Here is a 17,757-nt window from a genome sequence, read left to right as displayed (position 1 = left end):
ACCACGCTCAGCGCTCGGTCGCGCCGCCGACGTCCGAGGTCGTCCGCTGGCCGCGAGCCTTCGGGTGCGCGGCGAAGAACCGCCACGCCTCCTGCGTGGCGTCGACCTTGTTGTCGGGGGCGGGCTGGTCGGGCCCGTACCACACGTGGCCGCCGCCCTCCAGCGCGATCAGGTCGACGGAGGCGCCGCCGTCGCAGTCGGCGAGCTGGTTGAAGATGCCTTCGTCCGAGCGGATCGTCGGGCGGTCGCAGGCAGCGAGCCTGCGCCAGCGCGCCATCGCCGTCGTCAACTTCGGCGCGCGTGTGCCGTCCGGCAGCGTGCCGCCGGCGACGGGGATGACCGGGTCCGCTTCGCCGACGATCTGCAGGACGCTCACCGGCGCGCTCGGTCTGCAGTCACCGCGCAGCGGCGCCTGCAGCACGGCCACCGCGGCGACCCGGTCCGCGAGACGGCAGGCGATCCGGTGCACCATGAACCCGCCGCCGGACCAGCCGATCACGTAGACCCGCCGCGGGTCGATCGCGCGGTGGCGCGCGACGTCGTCGAACAGCGCCGAGAAGTAGGCGTCGTCGGCGTGGCTCCAGGTGCCGTTGCCGTCGGCGTAGGCCACGGCGACGCTCTCGGCGTCCGCGAGGGCGCCCAGCCGGGACGCCTGCGCGGTGCCGGCGGGCGTCGCCTGCGGGCCGCCGACGCCGTGCAGCGCCACGATCAGCGGCACGGGCTCGCGTCCGAGCGCGCGCGGCTCGTAGAGCGCGTAGCGGCGGTCCTCGCCGACCGGGCACACGCGCACGCTCCCCGCGCCGAAGCTCGCCGCGTCCTCAGCCGGGCGGCAGCCCGGCTCGCGCACCGTGGCGGCCGGCGGCGCCGCGGCGGCGCCGCAACCGGCCAGCGCGAAGACGAGGACCAGGACGAGGGAGGCGCGCATCCGGTGATCCTGCGCGGCGCGCGCCCGTCGCGCCACAAGCGTTGCTGAACCCCGGGATTAGCAAGCGTGGACGAGCACGGCCGCCATCGCGCTCGCCGCCGGGCTGAGCACGCCGTCGGCGGGCTGCGCGAGCAGCACGTTCCGGTGCGGCGCCCAGCCCTCGAACCGGCGCACGACCGTGCCGGCCAGCGGGTGCTGCGCGGCGAGCCCCGGGACCACCGCGATCCCCTGCCCGGCGGCCACCAGCCGCCGCACGGTCAGGTAGTCCGTGCACACGAACCCGTTCAGGCGCGCCTCGAAGCCCCGCTCGCGGCAGCGGTCGGCCAGCTCGGTGAGCCCGGGCGTCCCGGCGCTGCCGATCAGCCGCTCGTCGCGCAGGTCGTCGAGGGTGACCGGCGCCTCGGCGAGCCGGTGGCCGCTGGGCACGACGAGCACGTAGGCGTCCTCGAGCAGCGGCGTCACCGTGACCGCGTCGTCGGGGGAGAGGCGGACGCCGAAGTAGTCGAGCCCGACGGGCCGGTCGGGCACGCCGAAGATCACGGCCAGGTCCAGCGCGCGGTCGTGCAGGCGCGCGACGTTGTGGTGCGGCTCGTCGTCGACGAGCGTCACGGCCACGTCGGGGAACCGCTCGGCGAAGGTGCTCAGCACGCCCGCCACGAACGTCTGCGTCGCGGTCGGGAACGAGCCCAGCCGCACCGTGCCCGAGCGCGCGACGGCCAGCGCGTCCAACTCGGCCTGCGCCGTGCGCACCTCGGCGAGGATCGTGCGGGTCCGGGCGAGCAGCGCCTTGCCCGCGTCGGTCAGCGCGATCCCCGTGCGGGCACGGACCAGCAGCGGCGTGCCGAGCTCGGCTTCGAGCTTGGCCATCTGCTGCGACACGGCGGACGGCGTGTACGAGAGCGTCTCGGCGGCGGCGGAGAACGTGCCCGTCCGAGCGACCTCGGCGAAGACGCGCAAGCGAGCCAGGTTCACGGCCCCAGCGTATTGCGGTCGCTACCGCGCCTGGGCGGGTTCGCCGCGGGGCGCGTGGCCGACGGCTTCGAGCTGCTCGAGCACCCGCTGGGCGAGGCGGTCCGCGAACACGTCGTCGTTGATGTGCAGGTCGTGCTCCTCGTACTGCACGGCGGTGCCGGCGAGCTCGCCGCGGACGGCGGCCGCGAGCGCGGCGCGGGCGCGGGGATCGTCGAACGGCGCGCCGGCGTCGTCGAGCGCGGAGACGCCCCGGCGCGGCACCACCACCGTCGCGTGATCGCCCGCGCCGCGGAGCTTGCGGCCGATCGCGCGGCCGATCTCGGTCGCCTCCTCGGGCGTGACCCGCAGCAGCGTGGAGTCGGCGGTGTGCTCGTACAGGCAGCGCCCGCGCAGGCGCGACGGCACCGTGCGCAGCGGGCCGAAGTTGACCATGTCGGTCGCGCCGAGCGAGACGACCTGGGGGATGCCGGCGCGCGCCGCGGCCTCGAGCCGGTGCGGGCCGGCGGTGAGGATGCCGCCGACGACCTCGTCGGCCCACTCGGTGGTGGTGATGTCCAGGACGGCGTCGACGAGGCCGTCGTCGACGAGGCGCTCCATCATCCGCCCGCCCGCGCCGCACGCGTGGAAGACGAGCACCTCGCACCCGGCCGCCTCCAGCCGATCCTTGGCGCGCTGCACGCAAGGCGTCGTGACGCCGAACATGGTCGCGGCGACGAGCGGCCGGTCGCGCTCGGAGGCCGGCGGCTCCGGCGCGCCCTCGACCATGCCGGCCAGCGCGTCCGCCGCGCGCGCGTATGAGACGCGCGAGATGCGGTTCACGCCCGCGACGTCGACGATCGACGGGAACAGCACCACGTCGCTCGTGCCGACGAAGCGGCCCGTCTCGGCGGCGAGCGTCGTGAGCACGACCTTCGGCAGCCCGAGCGGGAGCGCCCGCAGCGCGGTCGCCCCGATCGTCGTGCCCGCGCCGCCGCCGATCGCGAGCGCGCCCGCCAGCGGCCCGCGCGCGTGCAGGTCGGCGAGCACGTGTGCCGCGCCGCGCGTCATCACCGCCACCGCGGTCGAGCGGTCACGGCGCGCGACGAGCGCCTCGATCGAGCTCCCGCCCGCGCGCGCCACCACCGCGCGCGGCACGTCCACGGGCAGTCCGGGCTCACCCAGCACGCCGACGTCGACCACGACGACCTCGTGGCCGCGCGACCGCAGCCGGGACGCCAGGAAGGCGGCGTCCTCGGCCTTGGTGTCCAGCGCGGCGACGAGGGCGATGCTCACAGGCCGATCGGGATCGATTTGAAGTGCTCGGTGGTGGAGGAGACGGCCTCCTCGACCGGGAGGCGCTCCATGCTCGACGCGCCGACGAACCCGACCGCGTTCGAGCGGCCCATCACGTACGCGGCGTCGTCCGGGGTGGCGATCGGGCCACCATGGCACAGCACGATCGTCTCCGGTCGCTCGGCGAGCGCCGACTCGCCGATCGCCTGCACGAGCTCGCACGACGCGTCGAGCGTCATCGCCTCCTCGCTGCTCATGCCGATGCTCCCGCCGACGGTGAGGCCCATGTGCGCGATCACCGCGTCGGCCCCGGCCGCCGCCATCGCGGCCGCCTCCTGCGGCGTGAAGACGTAGACGATCGTGAACAGCCCGAGCGCATGCGCGATCGAGATCATCTCGACTTCGCGCGAGAAGCCGAGGTCCGACGCCTCCAGCTCCTTGCGGAAGCGTCCGTCGAACAGGCCGACGGTGGGGAAGTTGTTCACGCCCGAGAAGCCCGCGTCGGCGACGCCGCTGAGGAAGCGGCGCATCACGCGCGTCGGGTCGGTGCCGTTGACGCCGGCGATCACCGGCGTCCGCTGCACGACCGGGAGGATCTCGCGCTCGCCCATCTCCATCACGATCGCGTTGGCGTCACCGAGCGCGAGCAGGCCGCACATCGAGCTGTGGCCGGCCATCCGGAACCGGCCGGAGCTGTAGACGATGATCAGGTCGGCGCCACCGCGCTCGATGAACTTCGCGGAGATCCCCGTGCCCGCCCCTGCGCAGACGATCGCCTGCTTGCGGTCGATCTGGCCTCTCAGCCGGTCGACGATCTCCTGCCTCGCGTACTGCACCCGCGTCCTCCTCCCAATTTCGTCGACGGGCAACGTAACTCGCTCGACCATGCAAGTCAACTCCGGAGACTTCCGCCGACCGTATGATTGGTGCGTGGCGTCAACGAATCCGAGCCCCCTCCGCCTGGCCCGCACCGGCGAGGTGCTGGACCTCCTCCGCCGCGGTGCGGCCGAGACGACCGCCGACCTGGCCGCGACCATGGGTCTCGCCCGCTCGACGGTCACCGAGCGCCTCGACGTGCTGCTCAAGCACGGCCTGATCGTCAGCGTGGGGGAGACGAGCGGCGCGCGCGGCCGGCCCGCCAGCCGCCTGGCGTTCAACGCCTCGGCGGGGGTGACGCTCGCCGCCCAGGTCGGCATGAGCGGCATGTTGATGGCGGTGACGAACCTCGCCGCCGACGTGCTCTGGTACCGCAAGGTCGACATCGACGTCAGCGAAGGCCCCGAGGCGCTGCTGCGCGATCTCGAGCGCCACTTCGACGAGGGCCTCGCCGAGGTGGGCGGGGACGCTGGGCGCCTGTACGGGCTCGGCATCGGCATGCCGGGCGACCTCGAGATCGCCGGCACGGGCGCCACGACCGCGCAGTGGCGCTCCTTCCCGCTCGCGGACCGGCTGCGCGAGCGCTACGAGCGCCCCGTGTTCACCGACCGCGACGTGAACTTCCTCGCCCTCGGGGAGCACCGCACCTCCTGGCCCGACGCCCGCGTCTTCCTCTGCCTGAAGGTCGGCACGGTGATCGCCTGCGGTCTGATCATCGACGGCCAGGTGGTGCGTGGCGCGACCGGCCTGCTGGGCGAGATCGGCCACACGAAGGTCCACGGCCACGAGGCCCCGTGCACGTGCGGCTCGCGCGGCTGCCTGAACACGGTCGCCGGCGGCGCCGCGCTCGCGGCCCGCCTGCATGAGCACGGCTTCGACATCCGCACCGCCCGCGAGGTGTCCGAGCTCGCCAACCGCGGCGTGCTCGAGGCCGTCCAGGAGGTGCGCGAGGCCGGTCGCCAGATCGGCGACGTCGTCGCGGGCGCGATCAACCTGCTCAACCCCGACGTGATCGCGGTCTGGGGCTACCTCGTGGACGCCGGCGACCAGTTCCTGGTCGGCATGCAGGAGGCGATCTACAAGACCGCGCTGCCGGCGGCGGCCCGCGCGGTCACCTTGGCCCGCTCGCCCTACGGCGACGACGCGGGCCTGCGCGGCGCCGCTCTCACGGTGATCGAGCACACCCTGGACCCCGACGCGATCGACGCGTTCGTGACGGAATCCGCCGCCGCTTGACGGTATTCGTCGGCCATCGACAAATTAAGTTGCACGCCCCTCGTTAATCTGTAGTCTCTCGCTCGAAGTCCGCTTCGGAGGAGAGAGGGATGAACCAGATTGGGGCGTCGACGTGGATTTGGACGTCGCCGTTCAGCGATAGCGATCTACCGCTGGTCGCCCGCGCGCGTGCGCTCGGGTTCGACGTGGTCGAGGTGGCGGTCGAGGACCCGGACGCGTTCAGCGTCGAGCGCCTGCGCTCGGCCGGCGAGGACGCCGGCGTCGGCTTCACCGTCTGCGGGGCGATCGGCCCGGACCGCGACCTCTCGCACGAGGACCCGGCGGTGCGCGCGAACGCGATCGCCTACGTCGAGCGTTGCATCGAGATCGCGGCCGCCCTCGGCGCGCCGCACTTCGTCGGCCCGCTCTACGCGGCCGTCGGCCGGACGCGGATCGCCGAGCCGCACGAGCGCGAGGCGCAGCGCGGGCTCGCCGTCGAGAGCCTGAAGGTCGTCGCCGAGCACGCGGCCGCGCACGGCGTGCGCCTCGGCGTCGAGCCGCTCAACCGGTTCGAGACCGACCTGATCAACACGGCCGAGCAGGCGCTCGAGCTGGTCGACCGCGTCGGCAGCGAGCACGTCGGCGTGCTGCTCGACACGTTCCACATGAACATCGACGAGAAGTCGATCGGGGACGCCGTCCGGCTGGTCGGCGACCGCCTGCTGCAGGTGCACACGTGCGAGAACGACCGCGGCACGCCGGGCACCGGGCACTTCCCGTGGGGCGACCTGTTCGAGGCGCTGCGGGACATCGACTTCCAGGGGCCGCTCGTGATCGAGTCGTTCACGCCCGGCATCGAGGAGATCGCCAAGGCCGTGAGCCTGTGGCGCCCGCTCGACGCGCCGAGCGACGAGCTGGCCGAGCGCGGCGCGGCGTTCCTGCGCGCATCCCTGACCCCGCCGATCGCGGCTTGAGCGAGGAGACTGACGTGATTCGAGTGGCGATGATCGGACTCGGCTTCGGTGCCGAGTTCATCCCGATCTACCAGCGGCACCCGCAGGCCGAGCTGGCCGCGATCTGCCGGCGTGACCGCGCGGGGCTGGACGCGGTCGGCGACCAGTACGGCATCGAGAAGCGCTACACGGACTACCGCGAGCTGCTGCAGGACCCCGACATCGACGCGGTCCACATCAACTCGCCGATCCCCGACCACGCGTGGATGACGCTGGAGGCGCTTGAGGCCGGCAAGCACGTCGCGTGCACGGTGCCGATGGCGACCTCGATCGAGGACTGCCAGGCGATCGTCGAGGCGGTCGAGCGGACCGGCCTGAAGTACATGATGATGGAGACGGTCGTCTACGCCCGCGAGTACCTCTACATCAAGGAGCTCTACGACACGGGCGCGCTCGGCAAGCTGCAGTTCCTGCAGGCCAGCCACATGCAGGACATGGACGGCTGGCCCGACTACTGGCCCGGCCTGCCGCCGATGTGGTACGCCACGCACTGCGTCGGTCCGATGCTCGCGCTCACCGACGCGACCGCCGAGGTGGTCTCGTGCTTCGGCTCGGGCACGATCCGCGAGGACCTGATCGAGCACTACGGCAGCCCGTTCGCCGTCGAGTCCGCGCACATCAAGCTGCAGGACTCCGACGTCAGCGCGCGCATCTACCGCAGCCTGTTCGACGTCGCCCGCCAGTACCGCGAGAGCATCGACGTCTACGGCTCCAAGCAGGCGTTCGAGTGGACGCTGATCGAGGGCGGCAAGCACGTGCTGCACACGGCCAAGAAGCCCGAGCCGGAGATCCCCGAGGAGATCGACGTCCCCGACTTCGCGCACCGGCTCCCCGAGCCGATCCAGCGCTTCACGACCAAGGGCGTCTACGACGACGAGGACGAGACGCACCTGAGCTTCACGCAGGGCGCGGGCCACGGCGGCTCGCACCCGCACCTCGTGCACGAGTTCGTGTCCGCGCTGGCCGAGGCCCGCGCGCCGTTCCCGGACGCGCGCCGCTCGGCCAACTGGACGTGCGTCGGCCTGTGCGCGCACGAGTCCGCGCTCAAGGGCGGCGAGCTGGTCCGCCTGCCCGAGTTCACCTTGCGGCCGGAGGCCGTCGCGGGCTGATGCAGCAGTTCGTCACCGTCACCCTCAACGGGCTCACGCTCGCCGCGCTGTACTTCGTGGTGGCGAGCGGGTTCACGTTGATCTTCGGGCTCATGCGCGTGGTCAACATGGCGCACGGCTCGCTGTACCTGCTCGGGGGCTACATCGCGCTGGAGATCCAGACGCGCTGGTTCACCAGCGACAGCGGCCTCGGGCTCAGCCTCAGCGGCGCGTCCGACAGCGAGTACAGCGTCTGGGCGTGGCTCGTCCCGCTCATCCTCGCGACGCTGATCATCGGCGTGATCGGCGTCGTGCTCCAGCAGGTGTTCCTGCGCTGGAACCAGGGGCAGGACCTGCGGCAGGCGCTGATCACCATCGCGCTGAGCGTCATCCTGGCCGACCAGATGCTCGCCTACTGGGGCGGCATCTCCAAGGACATCGCCGCGCCGTCCGCGTGGCCGACGTCGATCACGCTCCCGGGCGAGGTGCGCTTCGGCTTCTTCCGCGGGGTGGTCGTGCTGAGCGCCGCGATCCTGATCGGCCTCGCGCTCTACCTGATCATCAAGCGCACGCGCTTCGGCAAGATCGTGCGCGCCGGCGTCGACGACCGCGACATGGTCTCCGCGCTCGGGATCAACGTCAACCGCGTGTTCATCGGCATGTTCTTCCTCGGCGCGCTGCTGGCGGGGATCGGTGGCGTGCTCGGCGGCACGATGATCTCGCTCGCGCCGGGCCAGGACACGGCCTTCCTGTTGAACTCGCTGATCGTCGTGATCATCGGTGGGATGGGCTCGCTGGGCGGCGCCGCGATCGGCGCGCTCGCCCTCGGACTCGTCGACGCCTACGCGGACGTGTACCTCGTCTTCGGCGACCTGGACCTGACGAACTACTCGATCATCGTCACGTTCGCGCTGCTGGTCGGCGTGCTCGCCTTCCGCCCGCTCGGGCTCTACGGGAGGCCGGCATGAACCCGGCGGTGTCCACCAAGCGGATCGCGTGGCCGGCCCTGGCCGTCGCCGTGGGGCTGTTCGCGGTCGCGCCGCTGTTCGTCAGCGACTTCTTCGTCAGCGCGATCCTCACGAAGACGCTGTGGCTCGGCATCGCCGCGGCGAGCCTGATCTTCCTCGCCGCGTACGGCGGGATGGTCTCGCTCGCGCAGGTCGGCATCTACGGCATCGCGGGCATGGCCTACGCGAACCTCGTGCTCGCCGACGGCGGCGCGGGCACCGCGATCAACCCGTACCTGGCGCTCGTGCTCGCGCTGCTGATCGCGACGCTCGTGGGCCTCGGCTTCGGCTGGATCGCCGCCCGCAGCGAGGGCATCTACTTCCTGATGATCACGCTGGCCTTCAGCGTCCTCGTCTACTACTTCTTCAGCCAGGTCACCGGGCTCTCGGGGTTCGGTGGCATCAACAGCGTCGACCTGCCCGGGATCGTCGGCTCGCCCGAGCAGGACCCGCTGCCGCGCTACCTGCTCACGCTCGTGGTGGCCACGCTCGTCTTCCTCGGCCTCGGCGCGCTGTCGCGGACCGCGTTCGGGCTCGGCATGCAGGGCGTCCGCGACGAGCCCGCGCGGATGCGCGCGCTGGGCTTCGACGTGACGCTGCACCGCACGCTCGCCTTCGGCATCGCCGCCTTCGTGGCGGGCATCGCCGGCGTGCTGAGCGTCTTCTACAACACGCGCATCACGCCGGGCTCGATCAACCTCGCGCAGACGATCGACGTGCTGATCGTGGCCGTGATCGGCGGCCTGTACCGGCTCGAGGGTGCGTGGCTGGGCGCGCTCACCTACGCGCTGATCGACAACTACTCGCGTGAGTGGGTCCCGGAGGTCGGCAACGTCCTCGGCCCCGCGCGGTTCAACACGCTGATCGGCGTGCTGTTCCTGGTCATCGTCCTCGCGTCCCCCGGCGGCCTGATCGGCATCTGGGACTCGTTGCGGGCCAAGGTCAGGACGCCCCGCCGCACCCCGGCACCGACGCCGGTGCCACAGACGACCGAATAGCTCACAGAGGGGAGAGAGGGATGTTCCGACGTTCACACGTCGCGCTGGTCGCTGCCTGCGCCGCCTTCGCGGCCTGCGGGTCCGAGAGCGCGAGCAACGACGCCGCCGGCGGCGGCAACAGCAGCAACGCGGCCGAAGAGGGCGGTGGCGGTGGCGGTGGCGGCGAGCCGATCAAGATCGGCTTCCTGTCGGACTGCGAGGGCGCGTTCGGCTCGTTCTTCGAGCCGACGGCCTCGGGCGCGAACCTCGCGCTGATCAAGTACGCGGGCGCCAAGCCGAGCGGTGAGAAGCCGACCGACGGCGTGACCGGCGCGACCATCGCCGGCAAGCCCGTGGAGATCGTCGGCTACGGCTGCGCGGACGACACGGCCGATAAGGCGATCGAGGAGACCCGCCGCCTGATGGAGCAGGAGGACGCCGACATCCTGATCGGCCCGCTCAGCGGCGACGAGGGCATCGCGGTCGCCAACTACGCCAAGGAGCACCCGGACAAGACGTTCGTCAACGGCATCGCCGGCGCGCAGGACTCGACGCTGAAGGTGCAGGCTCCGAACTTCTTCCGCTTCCATCCGGACGGGGCGCAGTGGTCCGCCGGCCTCGGCGACTACGCGTACAACAAGCTCGGCTGGAAGAAGGCCGCGATCATCGGCGACGACTACTCGTTCCCGTACACGTCGCTCGCCGGCTTCGTCGCCGAGTACTGCGCGATCGGCGGTCAGGTCACCAAGCGCGTGTGGGCGCCGCTGGGCGAGGAGGACTACTCCTCCTACATCTCGCAGATCCCCAAGGACGTCGACGGCCTGTACGTCGGCATCGGCGGCTCGGGCCTGATCAGCTTCATCAAGCAGTACGAGGAGCAGCGCGGCCGCGTCGACACCGAGCGGATGCTGGGCAACGTCTTCTGGGACGACCCGCTGGTGCTCAAGGAGGTCGGCAAGTCGCTCGTCGGCGGCGTCACCTCCGCGATGACCGCGGCCGACTCGGACTCGCCCGACGTCGCGGCCTACATCCAGGGCCTCAAGGACAACTACGGCGACGAGATCGCCGGCGCCGGTCCGTCGGTGTTTACGTACGGCTACTACACGGGCATGGCCGCGCTGATCACGGCGCTCGAGGCCGTCGGCGGCGACGTCGCCGACCAGAGCAAGCTGCAGGCCGAGCTGGCCAAGGTCACGCTCACCGGCGACAAGGCCCCGTGGGGCGACGTCAAGCTCGACAGCAACCGCCAGGCGATCTCGAACGTCTTCCTCAAGAAGATCGTCGAGGACACGACCGGCGACGGCGTGCCGGACGTGCAGACGTTCGCCCAGGTCAACGACGTCGACCAGACGTTCAACGGCGCCTTCTCCGCCGACACCCCCGCGCCTGACCGCGAGAACCCCAAGTGCGAGGCCGGCGAGGCCCCGCCGTGGGTCGGCCAGGCCGAAGACGTGAGCTTCTCCAAGTAGGGGCTGATGGCCGCCACGGCAACCCACCCCTCGCCGGCGTCGATCCTCCGCTTGTCGGGGATCGACCGCCGGTTCGGCGGCGTCCACGCCGTGCGCGGCGTGGACCTCGACGTACGGCCCGGCGAGCGCCGGGCCGTGCTCGGCCCCAACGGGGCCGGCAAGACGACGGTGTTCAACCTGATCTCGGGGGAGTTCCCGCCCAGCAGCGGGCGCGTCGAGCTGTTCGGGCACGACGTCACGACGCTGCCCGCCCGCAAGCGCGCCCGCATGGGGCTCTCGCGGACGTTCCAGACGTCGCGGCTGTTCGCCGGGATCTCCGTCGAGGACAACCTGTACCTGGCCGCGCTCGGCGTGAGCGCCGGCCACCTGCGGCTGGTGCCGTCGGCCAAGGACGCCCAGCTGCGCGGCAAGGCCAGGGCGATGGCCGAGCGGATCGGCCTCGTTGCGCGCGTCGACGACCTCGTGATGGACCTCTCGCACGGCGAGCAGCGCCAGCTCGAGGTGGGCATGGCGCTGGTCGCCGAGCCGAAGCTGCTGATGCTCGACGAGCCCGCCGCGGGCCTCTCGCGCGCGGAGCGCGTGCGGCTGACCGAGACGCTGATCGGGCTCGACTCCGGCATCACGCTGATCCTCATCGAGCACGACATGGACGTCGCGCTGCGCGTCGCCCAGTGGGTGACGATGATGCACGACGGCCGGGTGATCGTGGAAGGCACGCCGGACGAGATCCGGGCCAACCAGACCGTGCACGACCTGTACCTCGGATCGGGGCTGATCGAGCATGGCTGAGCCGCTGCTCGTGGTCGAGGACCTGGACGCGTACTACGGCGCCGCGCACGTGCTGCAGGGCGTGTCGCTCACGCTCGGCGCCGAGCCGGTGGCGTTGATCGGCCGCAACGGCATGGGCAAGTCGACGCTGTGCAAGGCCCTGTCGGGCGTGCTGGGACCGGGCAACCGCGTCAGCGGGTCGGTCCGGCTCGCCGGCGAGGAGCTGTCGGGCAAGCCCGCGCACCGGATCGCCAAGGCCGGGATCGGCTACGTGCCGCAGGGTCGCCGGCTGTTCCAGTCGCTGACCGTCGACGAGCACCTGCAGATCGTGGGCGCGCCGGCCAAGGCGGCGTGGACGCCGGCGCGCGTGTACGAGCTGTTCCCGCGGCTCGCCGAGCGCCGGCACGTCTCCGGCACGTCGCTCTCGGGCGGCGAGCAGGAGATGCTGTCGATCGGCCGGGCGCTGCTGACCAACCCGAAGGTGCTGGTGATGGACGAGCCGTCGGAGGGGTTGGCGCCGACGGTCGTCGAGACGCTGATCGAGACGATCAAGGACCTCGCGGCGGCCGGGATGGGGCTGCTCGTGGTCGAGCAGAACCTCGGCGTGGCGACGTCGCTCGCCGCCGAGATCGTGGTGATGGTGGGCGGGTCGATCGCGACCCGAATCACATCGCTGGAGCTGTTGTCCGACCCCGAGGCGCAGAAGCGCTTCCTCGGGGTGGAGCCGTTGGCGGAAGTCGCCTAGGAGGAGAGGGAATGAAGCTGAGATGGAAAGCGGTGGCGTTGGCCGCCGCCGTGCTGGGGGCGTCGGCGGCACCGGCCGCGGCGCAGACCCCGCGCTTCGACGTGCTCGTGTTCTCGAAGACGACGGGCTTCCGGCACTCGGACGCGATCGACGCGGGCAAGACCGGGATCCAGGCCCTGGGCACCGCGAACAACTTCAACGTCACGATCACCGAGGACGCGACGCAGTTCACCGACGCGAACCTGCGCCCGTACGAGGTCGTCGTGATGCTGCATCCGGACGGCGAGGGCATCCTCAACGCGGCGCAGCGCACCGCGTTCGAGCGCTGGTACCAGCGCGGCAAGGGCCTCGTCGGCATCCACGCGGCGGCCAACGCCGACCGCGACTGGGACTGGATGGCCGACGCGCGCGGCGGTTCGCTGTTCAACAACCACCCCGCGATCCAGCAGGCCACGGTCAAGATCACCGAGCCGGATCACCCCGCCACGCAGGGGATCCCGGCCGACTGGGTGCGCACCGACGAGTGGTACAACTTCACCAAGGAGCCCGCCGGCGTCAAGGTCCTCGCCAAGCTGGACGAGAGCACCTACAACGAGGAGGACGGCTCCGCCGAGGCGGACGACCACCCGATCGTGTGGTGCTCGAACTTCGACCGCGGCCGCTCCTTCTACACGGCGCTCGGCCACGCGGGCACCGCCTGGGACGAGGCGAACTACCGCAAGCACATCCTCGGCGCGATCGAGTGGGCGGCGGGCACCGCGCCCGGCGACTGCGGGGCGCCGCGCGACGGCATCCCGACCGACGCGTCCTTCGACAAGGTGACGCTCGACGACAACACCGAGAACCCGATGGAGATCGCCATCGGCCCGGGTGGCAACGTCTACTACGTCGAGCTCGCCGGCAAGGTCAAGCTCTACAACGCCGCGACGCGGTCCGTGCGCACGGTCGGCACGATCCCGGTGCACCGCGGCAACGAGAACGGCCTGCTGGGCATCGCCCTGGACCCGAATTTCGCCACCAACAAGTGGCTCTATCTGTTCTACAGCGCGCCGTCGCCCGAGGAGCAGCACGTCTCGCGCTTCACGCTCAACGAGGCCGGCAACGTCGACCTCACGTCGGAGAAGGTGCTCCTGAAGATCCCGCACCAGCGGATCGTCTGCTGCCACTCCGCGGGCTCGATGGCCTTCGGCCCGGGCGGGCTGCTGCACATCTCCACCGGCGACGACACCGAGCACTCGCAGTCGCAGGGCTACAACCCGATCGACGACGACGTCATCCGCAACAACCCGGGTGACAACCCCGACGCCGACCGCGCCTACGACGCCCGCCGCACGTCGGGCAACACCAACGACCTGCGCGGCAAGATCCTGCGCATCAAGCCCGAGCCGGACGGCACCTACTCGATCCCGGCGGGCAACCTGTTCCCGCCGTTCCAGTCCGACGCGACCAAGACGCGGCCGGAGATCTACACGATGGGCCACCGCAACCCGTTCCGGATCGCGGTCGACCAGCAGACCGGCTGGGTCTACAACGGCGAGGTCGGGCCCGACGCCAACAGCGAGAACGCGAACCGCGGCTCGCGCGGCTACGACGAGCTCAACCAGATCCGCCAGGCCGGCAACATGGGCTGGCCGTACTGCATCGCCGACAACAAGGCGTACCGCGACTGGACGTTCCCGAGCGGTCCGGCGGGCGAGACGTTCGACTGCGCCGGCGGCCCGAACAACACGTCCAACTACAACACCGGCCTCGCCAAGACGCCGCCCGCGACGGGCGCGCTGCTGTGGTGGCCGTACTCGCCGTACCCGTCCGGCTTCCCGTGGGCGAGCGGCCCGACCGCGATCCCGACCGGCAGCGGCCGCACGGCGATCGCCGGCCCCACCTACCACTTCGACGCGGGCTCGCAGGCGGACACCAAGCTGCCCGCCTACTACGACAAGAAGGTCTTCTTCGCCGACTGGTCGCGTGACTGGATCGCGACGCTGACGCTGGACGCGCAGGGCAAGCCTGCCGAGGTGCGGCGCTTCATGCCGGGCGCGGACTTCCGGCACCCGCAGGACATCGAGATGGGGCCCGACGGCACGCTCTACGTGCTCGAGTGGGGCCGCGACTTCAACTACGCCGGCTCGGGCATCAACCCCGACTCCGGCCTGTACCGGATCGACTACGTGAAGGGCTCGCGCACGCCGGTCGCCAAGGCCGCCGTGGACAAGGACTCAGGGGCGCTCCCATTGGTTGCGACGTTCTCGAGCGCCGGCTCCGAGGACCCGGACGGCGACACGCTCACCTACGAGTGGGACTTCGGCGACGGCTCGGCCAAGGCGACGGCCGCGAACCCGACGCACACGTTCACCACCGGCGGCACGTACACCGTCAAGCTCACGGTCACGGACACCTCCGGCAAGTCCGGCACGTCCACCGTGCTCGTCACGGTCGGCAACACGCGGCCGACGGTCGCGCTCGACATCCCGCAGGGCGGCGTCTACGGCTGGGGCGACTCGATCGCCTACAAGGTCACGGTCACCGACCCCGAGGACGGCACGATCGACTGCTCGAAGGTCGTCGTCTCTCCCGGCATCTTCCATGACGAGGGCGGCAACGCCCACGTGCACCCGGGCGTCAACAAGACGGGCTGCGAGGGCACGATCCAGGTCGAGCAGGAGTCCGGCCACGAGAAGAGCGCGAACATCGCGCTCGTCCTCACGGCCACCTACCTCGACAACGGCGCACCCAACTCGCAGCCGCTGGAAGGCGCGACGACCCGGCGCCTGAACCCGAAGGAGATCCAGGCCGAGCACTACAGCGGGCAGAACGGGACGACCGCGGTCGACAACGCGTCGGCCGACGGCGGCCGGCGTGTCAGCAGCCTCGACCCCGGCGACTCGTTCTTCTTCGAGCCGGTCTCGTTGAAGGGCGTGCAGCGGGTGTCCTTCCGCTACGCCTCCACGGGCGCGGGCGGCCTGGCCGAGCTCCGGCTGGACTCGCCGACCGGCCCGGTGGTGGGCACGGCCGACCTGACCGCCAGCGGCGGCGCGAACGTCTACAAGACGGGCACCGCGACCATCACGGCACCCGACGACGCGAGCCACAAGCTGTACGTCGTCGCGGCGGCGCGGACCGGTGGGCCGACGACCGCGCTCTACGACATCGACTCGCTGACGTTCTCCGGCAAGGGCGTGGCCGCCAACGCGGCGCCCGAGGTGTCGATCTCCGCCGACGCGGTCAGCGGCGTCGCGCCGTTCCCGGTGACCTTCACCGGCAACGTGCTCGACCCGGAAGGCGGAGCGCTCACGTACGCGTGGGACTTCGACTCCAACGGCACCACCGACGCGACCACCAAGGACGCGACGCACATCTACACCGCGGTCGGCAGCTACACGGCGACGCTGACGGCGACCGACGCGGGCGGCAAGCACCAGCAGGCGACGATCCGGATCGACGCCACCACCGCCGTCGCGTCCTGCCCGGGCGACGACGACTTCCTCGGCACGTCGCTCAACACCGGCAAGTGGTCCGTCGTGCGCGAGGACCCGACCGCGATGAACGTGTCGGGCGGCAGCCTGAACATCACGTCGCAGAACTTCGACATCCACGGCGGCGGGACCGGCCTGCGCAACATCGTCACCCAGCCGCTGCCGACCTCCGGGGCGTGGACGGCGACGATCAAGGCCAACTGGGACCCGACCACCAACTACAACAACGCCGGCCTGATGGTCTACGGCGACGACGCCAACTTCATCAAGGCCGGCATGGTCTGGAGCGGCGGCCGCAAGTTCGAGGCGTTCAAGGAGCTCAACAACACCGCCACCGCGCTCGGCTCGGCGACGGCGACGCTGCCGGGGACGTTCCCGACCACGTGGTACCTGCGGCTCACGTCCAACGGCACCACGATCCAGCCCGCGTACTCGGCGGACGGGATCACGTGGACCAACTACGGCGCCACGACGAACCTCACGGGGATCACCGCCCCGAGGATCGGCGTCTACGCCACCTCGGCGTCGGCCGTGAACCGCGAGCTCAAGGTCGACTGGTTCAAGCTGACGACGCCGGAGACGCCGGCGGACGAGTTCGACGGCGCCGCGCTGAACCTGTGCCGCTGGACCGACATCGTCCGGCACGAGCCGGGCGGCTACACGGTCGCCGATGGCAAGCTCACCCTGCCGGCCGCGCACGGCGACTTCTTCGCCAACGGCGCGAACAACAACCCGAACATGCTCCTGCAGCGGGCGCCCACCGGGCCCTGGACGATGGAGACGCGGCTGACGTTCGACCCGAACGAGAACTACGAGCAGGCCGGCCTGCTCGTGTACGGCGACGACGGCAACTACGTCAAGGCCGACTACGTGTACTCGGGCGGGCGCGTGCTCGAGTTCCTGAACGAGACCAACAACGTCGCGGCGGGCTTCGACGGCGCGGCGAACATCAACTCGCGTCCCACGACCGTGAACCTGCGGATCGTGTCCGACGGGACGACGCTGCGCGCGTACTACCGCTTCGACGGGGACGCCGCGTGGACGACGTTCGGCTCGCCGACGGCGCTCTCGATCGCGGGGGCCAACCCCAAGATCGGCATCTACGCCAACGACTCCAACGCGACGGTGACCACCCGCGACAACGCGGTGTTCGAGTACTTCCGCATCACCGCGGGCGTGCCCGACGCGACCGCGCCGACGTCGGCGGCGACCACCGCCGGCACCGGCCCGGTGACGGTCACGGTGACCGGCGCGGACGAGTCGGGCGGCTCGGGGATCGACAAGCTCGAGTACCGCCTCGACGGCGGGGCGTGGACGGCGTACACCGAGCCGGTCGTGGTGAGCGCGGTCGGCGCGCACACGCTTGAGCACCGCGCCACCGACAAGGCCGGCAACGTGTCCACGGTCGGCAGCGTCACGTTCACGATCGCGCCGCCGACGACCGGCGAGTCGGTCACGAAGGACGTCGACCTGTCCGGCAGCGTGCCGGGCACGCTGGCGCTCACGATCGGCACGCCGCCCGCGTTCGGCACGTTCATGCCCGGTGTGACCGCCGAGTACAACGCGTCCGCGCAGCTGCAGATCACCTCCACTGCGGCTGACGCCAAGCTGACGGTGTCCGACCCGAGTGCGGTGCACACGGGCAAGCTGGTCAACGGCACGTTCGGGCTCCCGCAGCCCGTGCAGGTCAAGGCCACGAGCGCCCGTGGCGGGACCGGGGCCTTCGCGCCGGTCGGCACCACGAGCGCGCCGACCACGCTGCTGACCTACAGCGGCCCCGTCGGCAAGGACACCGCGACGATCGACTTCAAGCAGTCGATCGCTGAGACGGACGACCTGCGCCGTGGCACCTACGCCAAGGCGCTGACGTTCACCCTGTCGACTACGACTCCGTAGACGACACCTTCGCGGCGGGCGGGTGTGGGTTGCCCGCCGCGAAGGCTCTCCTCCCAGAAGC

The 17,757-nt window shown here is 71.3% G+C and carries 13 protein-coding genes; 9 read left to right on the top strand and 4 right to left on the bottom strand.

What is annotated here, in order from left to right; all coding sequences use genetic code 11:
- Positions 1 to 7 precede the first annotated feature (7 nt).
- Genes C8N24_RS31850 through C8N24_RS31835 form a run of 4 tightly spaced genes read right to left on the bottom strand, consistent with a single transcriptional unit; the run spans position 8 to position 4,005 of the window.
- Positions 8 to 925 (bottom strand): CE1 family esterase, encoded by a 918-nt coding sequence (locus tag C8N24_RS31850; RefSeq protein ID WP_147448102.1) that lies wholly within the window; start codon positions 923 to 925, stop codon positions 8 to 10.
- A gap of 57 nt (positions 926 to 982) precedes the next feature.
- The gene (locus tag C8N24_RS31845) at positions 983 to 1,897 is read right to left on the bottom strand and encodes a LysR family transcriptional regulator (RefSeq protein WP_121258234.1); all 915 of its coding nucleotides are present in this window, start codon (positions 1,895 to 1,897) and stop codon (positions 983 to 985) included.
- Positions 1,898 to 1,918: 21 nt separating this feature from the next.
- Complete coding sequence (locus C8N24_RS31840) at positions 1,919 to 3,169, bottom strand: Tm-1-like ATP-binding domain-containing protein (RefSeq protein WP_121258232.1); 1,251 nt, start codon at positions 3,167 to 3,169, stop codon at positions 1,919 to 1,921.
- On the bottom strand, positions 3,166 to 4,005 hold the full coding sequence (locus C8N24_RS31835; protein WP_121258230.1) for a phosphoenolpyruvate hydrolase family protein: 840 nt from the start codon (positions 4,003 to 4,005) through the stop codon (positions 3,166 to 3,168). The genes C8N24_RS31840 and C8N24_RS31835 overlap by 4 nt, the downstream gene beginning before the upstream one ends.
- A 94-nt stretch (positions 4,006 to 4,099) precedes the next feature.
- On the opposite strand from C8N24_RS31835, the gene C8N24_RS31830 reads away from it, so the two are divergent.
- The 9 genes from C8N24_RS31830 (at position 4,100) to C8N24_RS31790 (ending at position 17,696) form a co-directional block, all read left to right on the top strand.
- Positions 4,100 to 5,281 (top strand): ROK family transcriptional regulator, encoded by a 1,182-nt coding sequence (locus C8N24_RS31830; protein ID WP_211340233.1) that lies wholly within the window; start codon positions 4,100 to 4,102, stop codon positions 5,279 to 5,281.
- Between the two features lie 89 nt (positions 5,282 to 5,370).
- Positions 5,371 to 6,234, top strand: coding sequence for a sugar phosphate isomerase/epimerase family protein (locus tag C8N24_RS31825; protein WP_121258228.1), 864 nt, complete (start codon positions 5,371 to 5,373; stop codon positions 6,232 to 6,234).
- A 29-nt stretch (positions 6,235 to 6,263) separates the two neighbouring features.
- Positions 6,264 to 7,382 (top strand): Gfo/Idh/MocA family protein, encoded by a 1,119-nt coding sequence (locus C8N24_RS31820; RefSeq protein WP_425474495.1) that lies wholly within the window; start codon positions 6,264 to 6,266, stop codon positions 7,380 to 7,382.
- Entirely contained in the window at positions 7,382 to 8,329 is a 948-nt protein-coding gene (locus C8N24_RS31815) for a branched-chain amino acid ABC transporter permease (protein WP_121258226.1), read from the top strand. The genes C8N24_RS31820 and C8N24_RS31815 overlap by 1 nt, the downstream gene beginning before the upstream one ends.
- Complete coding sequence (locus tag C8N24_RS31810) at positions 8,326 to 9,366, top strand: branched-chain amino acid ABC transporter permease (protein ID WP_121258224.1); 1,041 nt, start codon at positions 8,326 to 8,328, stop codon at positions 9,364 to 9,366. Before C8N24_RS31815 ends, C8N24_RS31810 begins: the two co-directional genes overlap by 4 nt.
- Before the next feature lie 20 nt (positions 9,367 to 9,386).
- Complete coding sequence (locus C8N24_RS31805; RefSeq protein ID WP_121258221.1) at positions 9,387 to 10,814, top strand: ABC transporter substrate-binding protein; 1,428 nt, start codon at positions 9,387 to 9,389, stop codon at positions 10,812 to 10,814.
- Positions 10,815 to 10,820: 6 nt separating this feature from the next.
- Entirely contained in the window at positions 10,821 to 11,603 is a 783-nt protein-coding gene (locus tag C8N24_RS31800) for an ABC transporter ATP-binding protein (protein ID WP_121258219.1), read from the top strand.
- Positions 11,596 to 12,327, top strand: coding sequence for an ABC transporter ATP-binding protein (locus tag C8N24_RS31795; protein WP_121258217.1), 732 nt, complete (start codon positions 11,596 to 11,598; stop codon positions 12,325 to 12,327). The genes C8N24_RS31800 and C8N24_RS31795 overlap by 8 nt, the downstream gene beginning before the upstream one ends.
- 11 nt (positions 12,328 to 12,338) lie before the next feature.
- Positions 12,339 to 17,696: a ThuA domain-containing protein gene (locus tag C8N24_RS31790; RefSeq protein WP_121258215.1), complete on the top strand. Its 5,358-nt coding sequence runs from the start codon at positions 12,339 to 12,341 to the stop codon at positions 17,694 to 17,696.
- Positions 17,697 to 17,757 lie beyond the last annotated feature (61 nt).

It is taken from the genome of Solirubrobacter pauli (genome assembly GCF_003633755.1).
Lineage (GTDB): Bacteria > Actinomycetota > Thermoleophilia > Solirubrobacterales > Solirubrobacteraceae > Solirubrobacter > Solirubrobacter pauli.
This window is presented reverse-complemented; position numbering and strand designations above follow the sequence as displayed.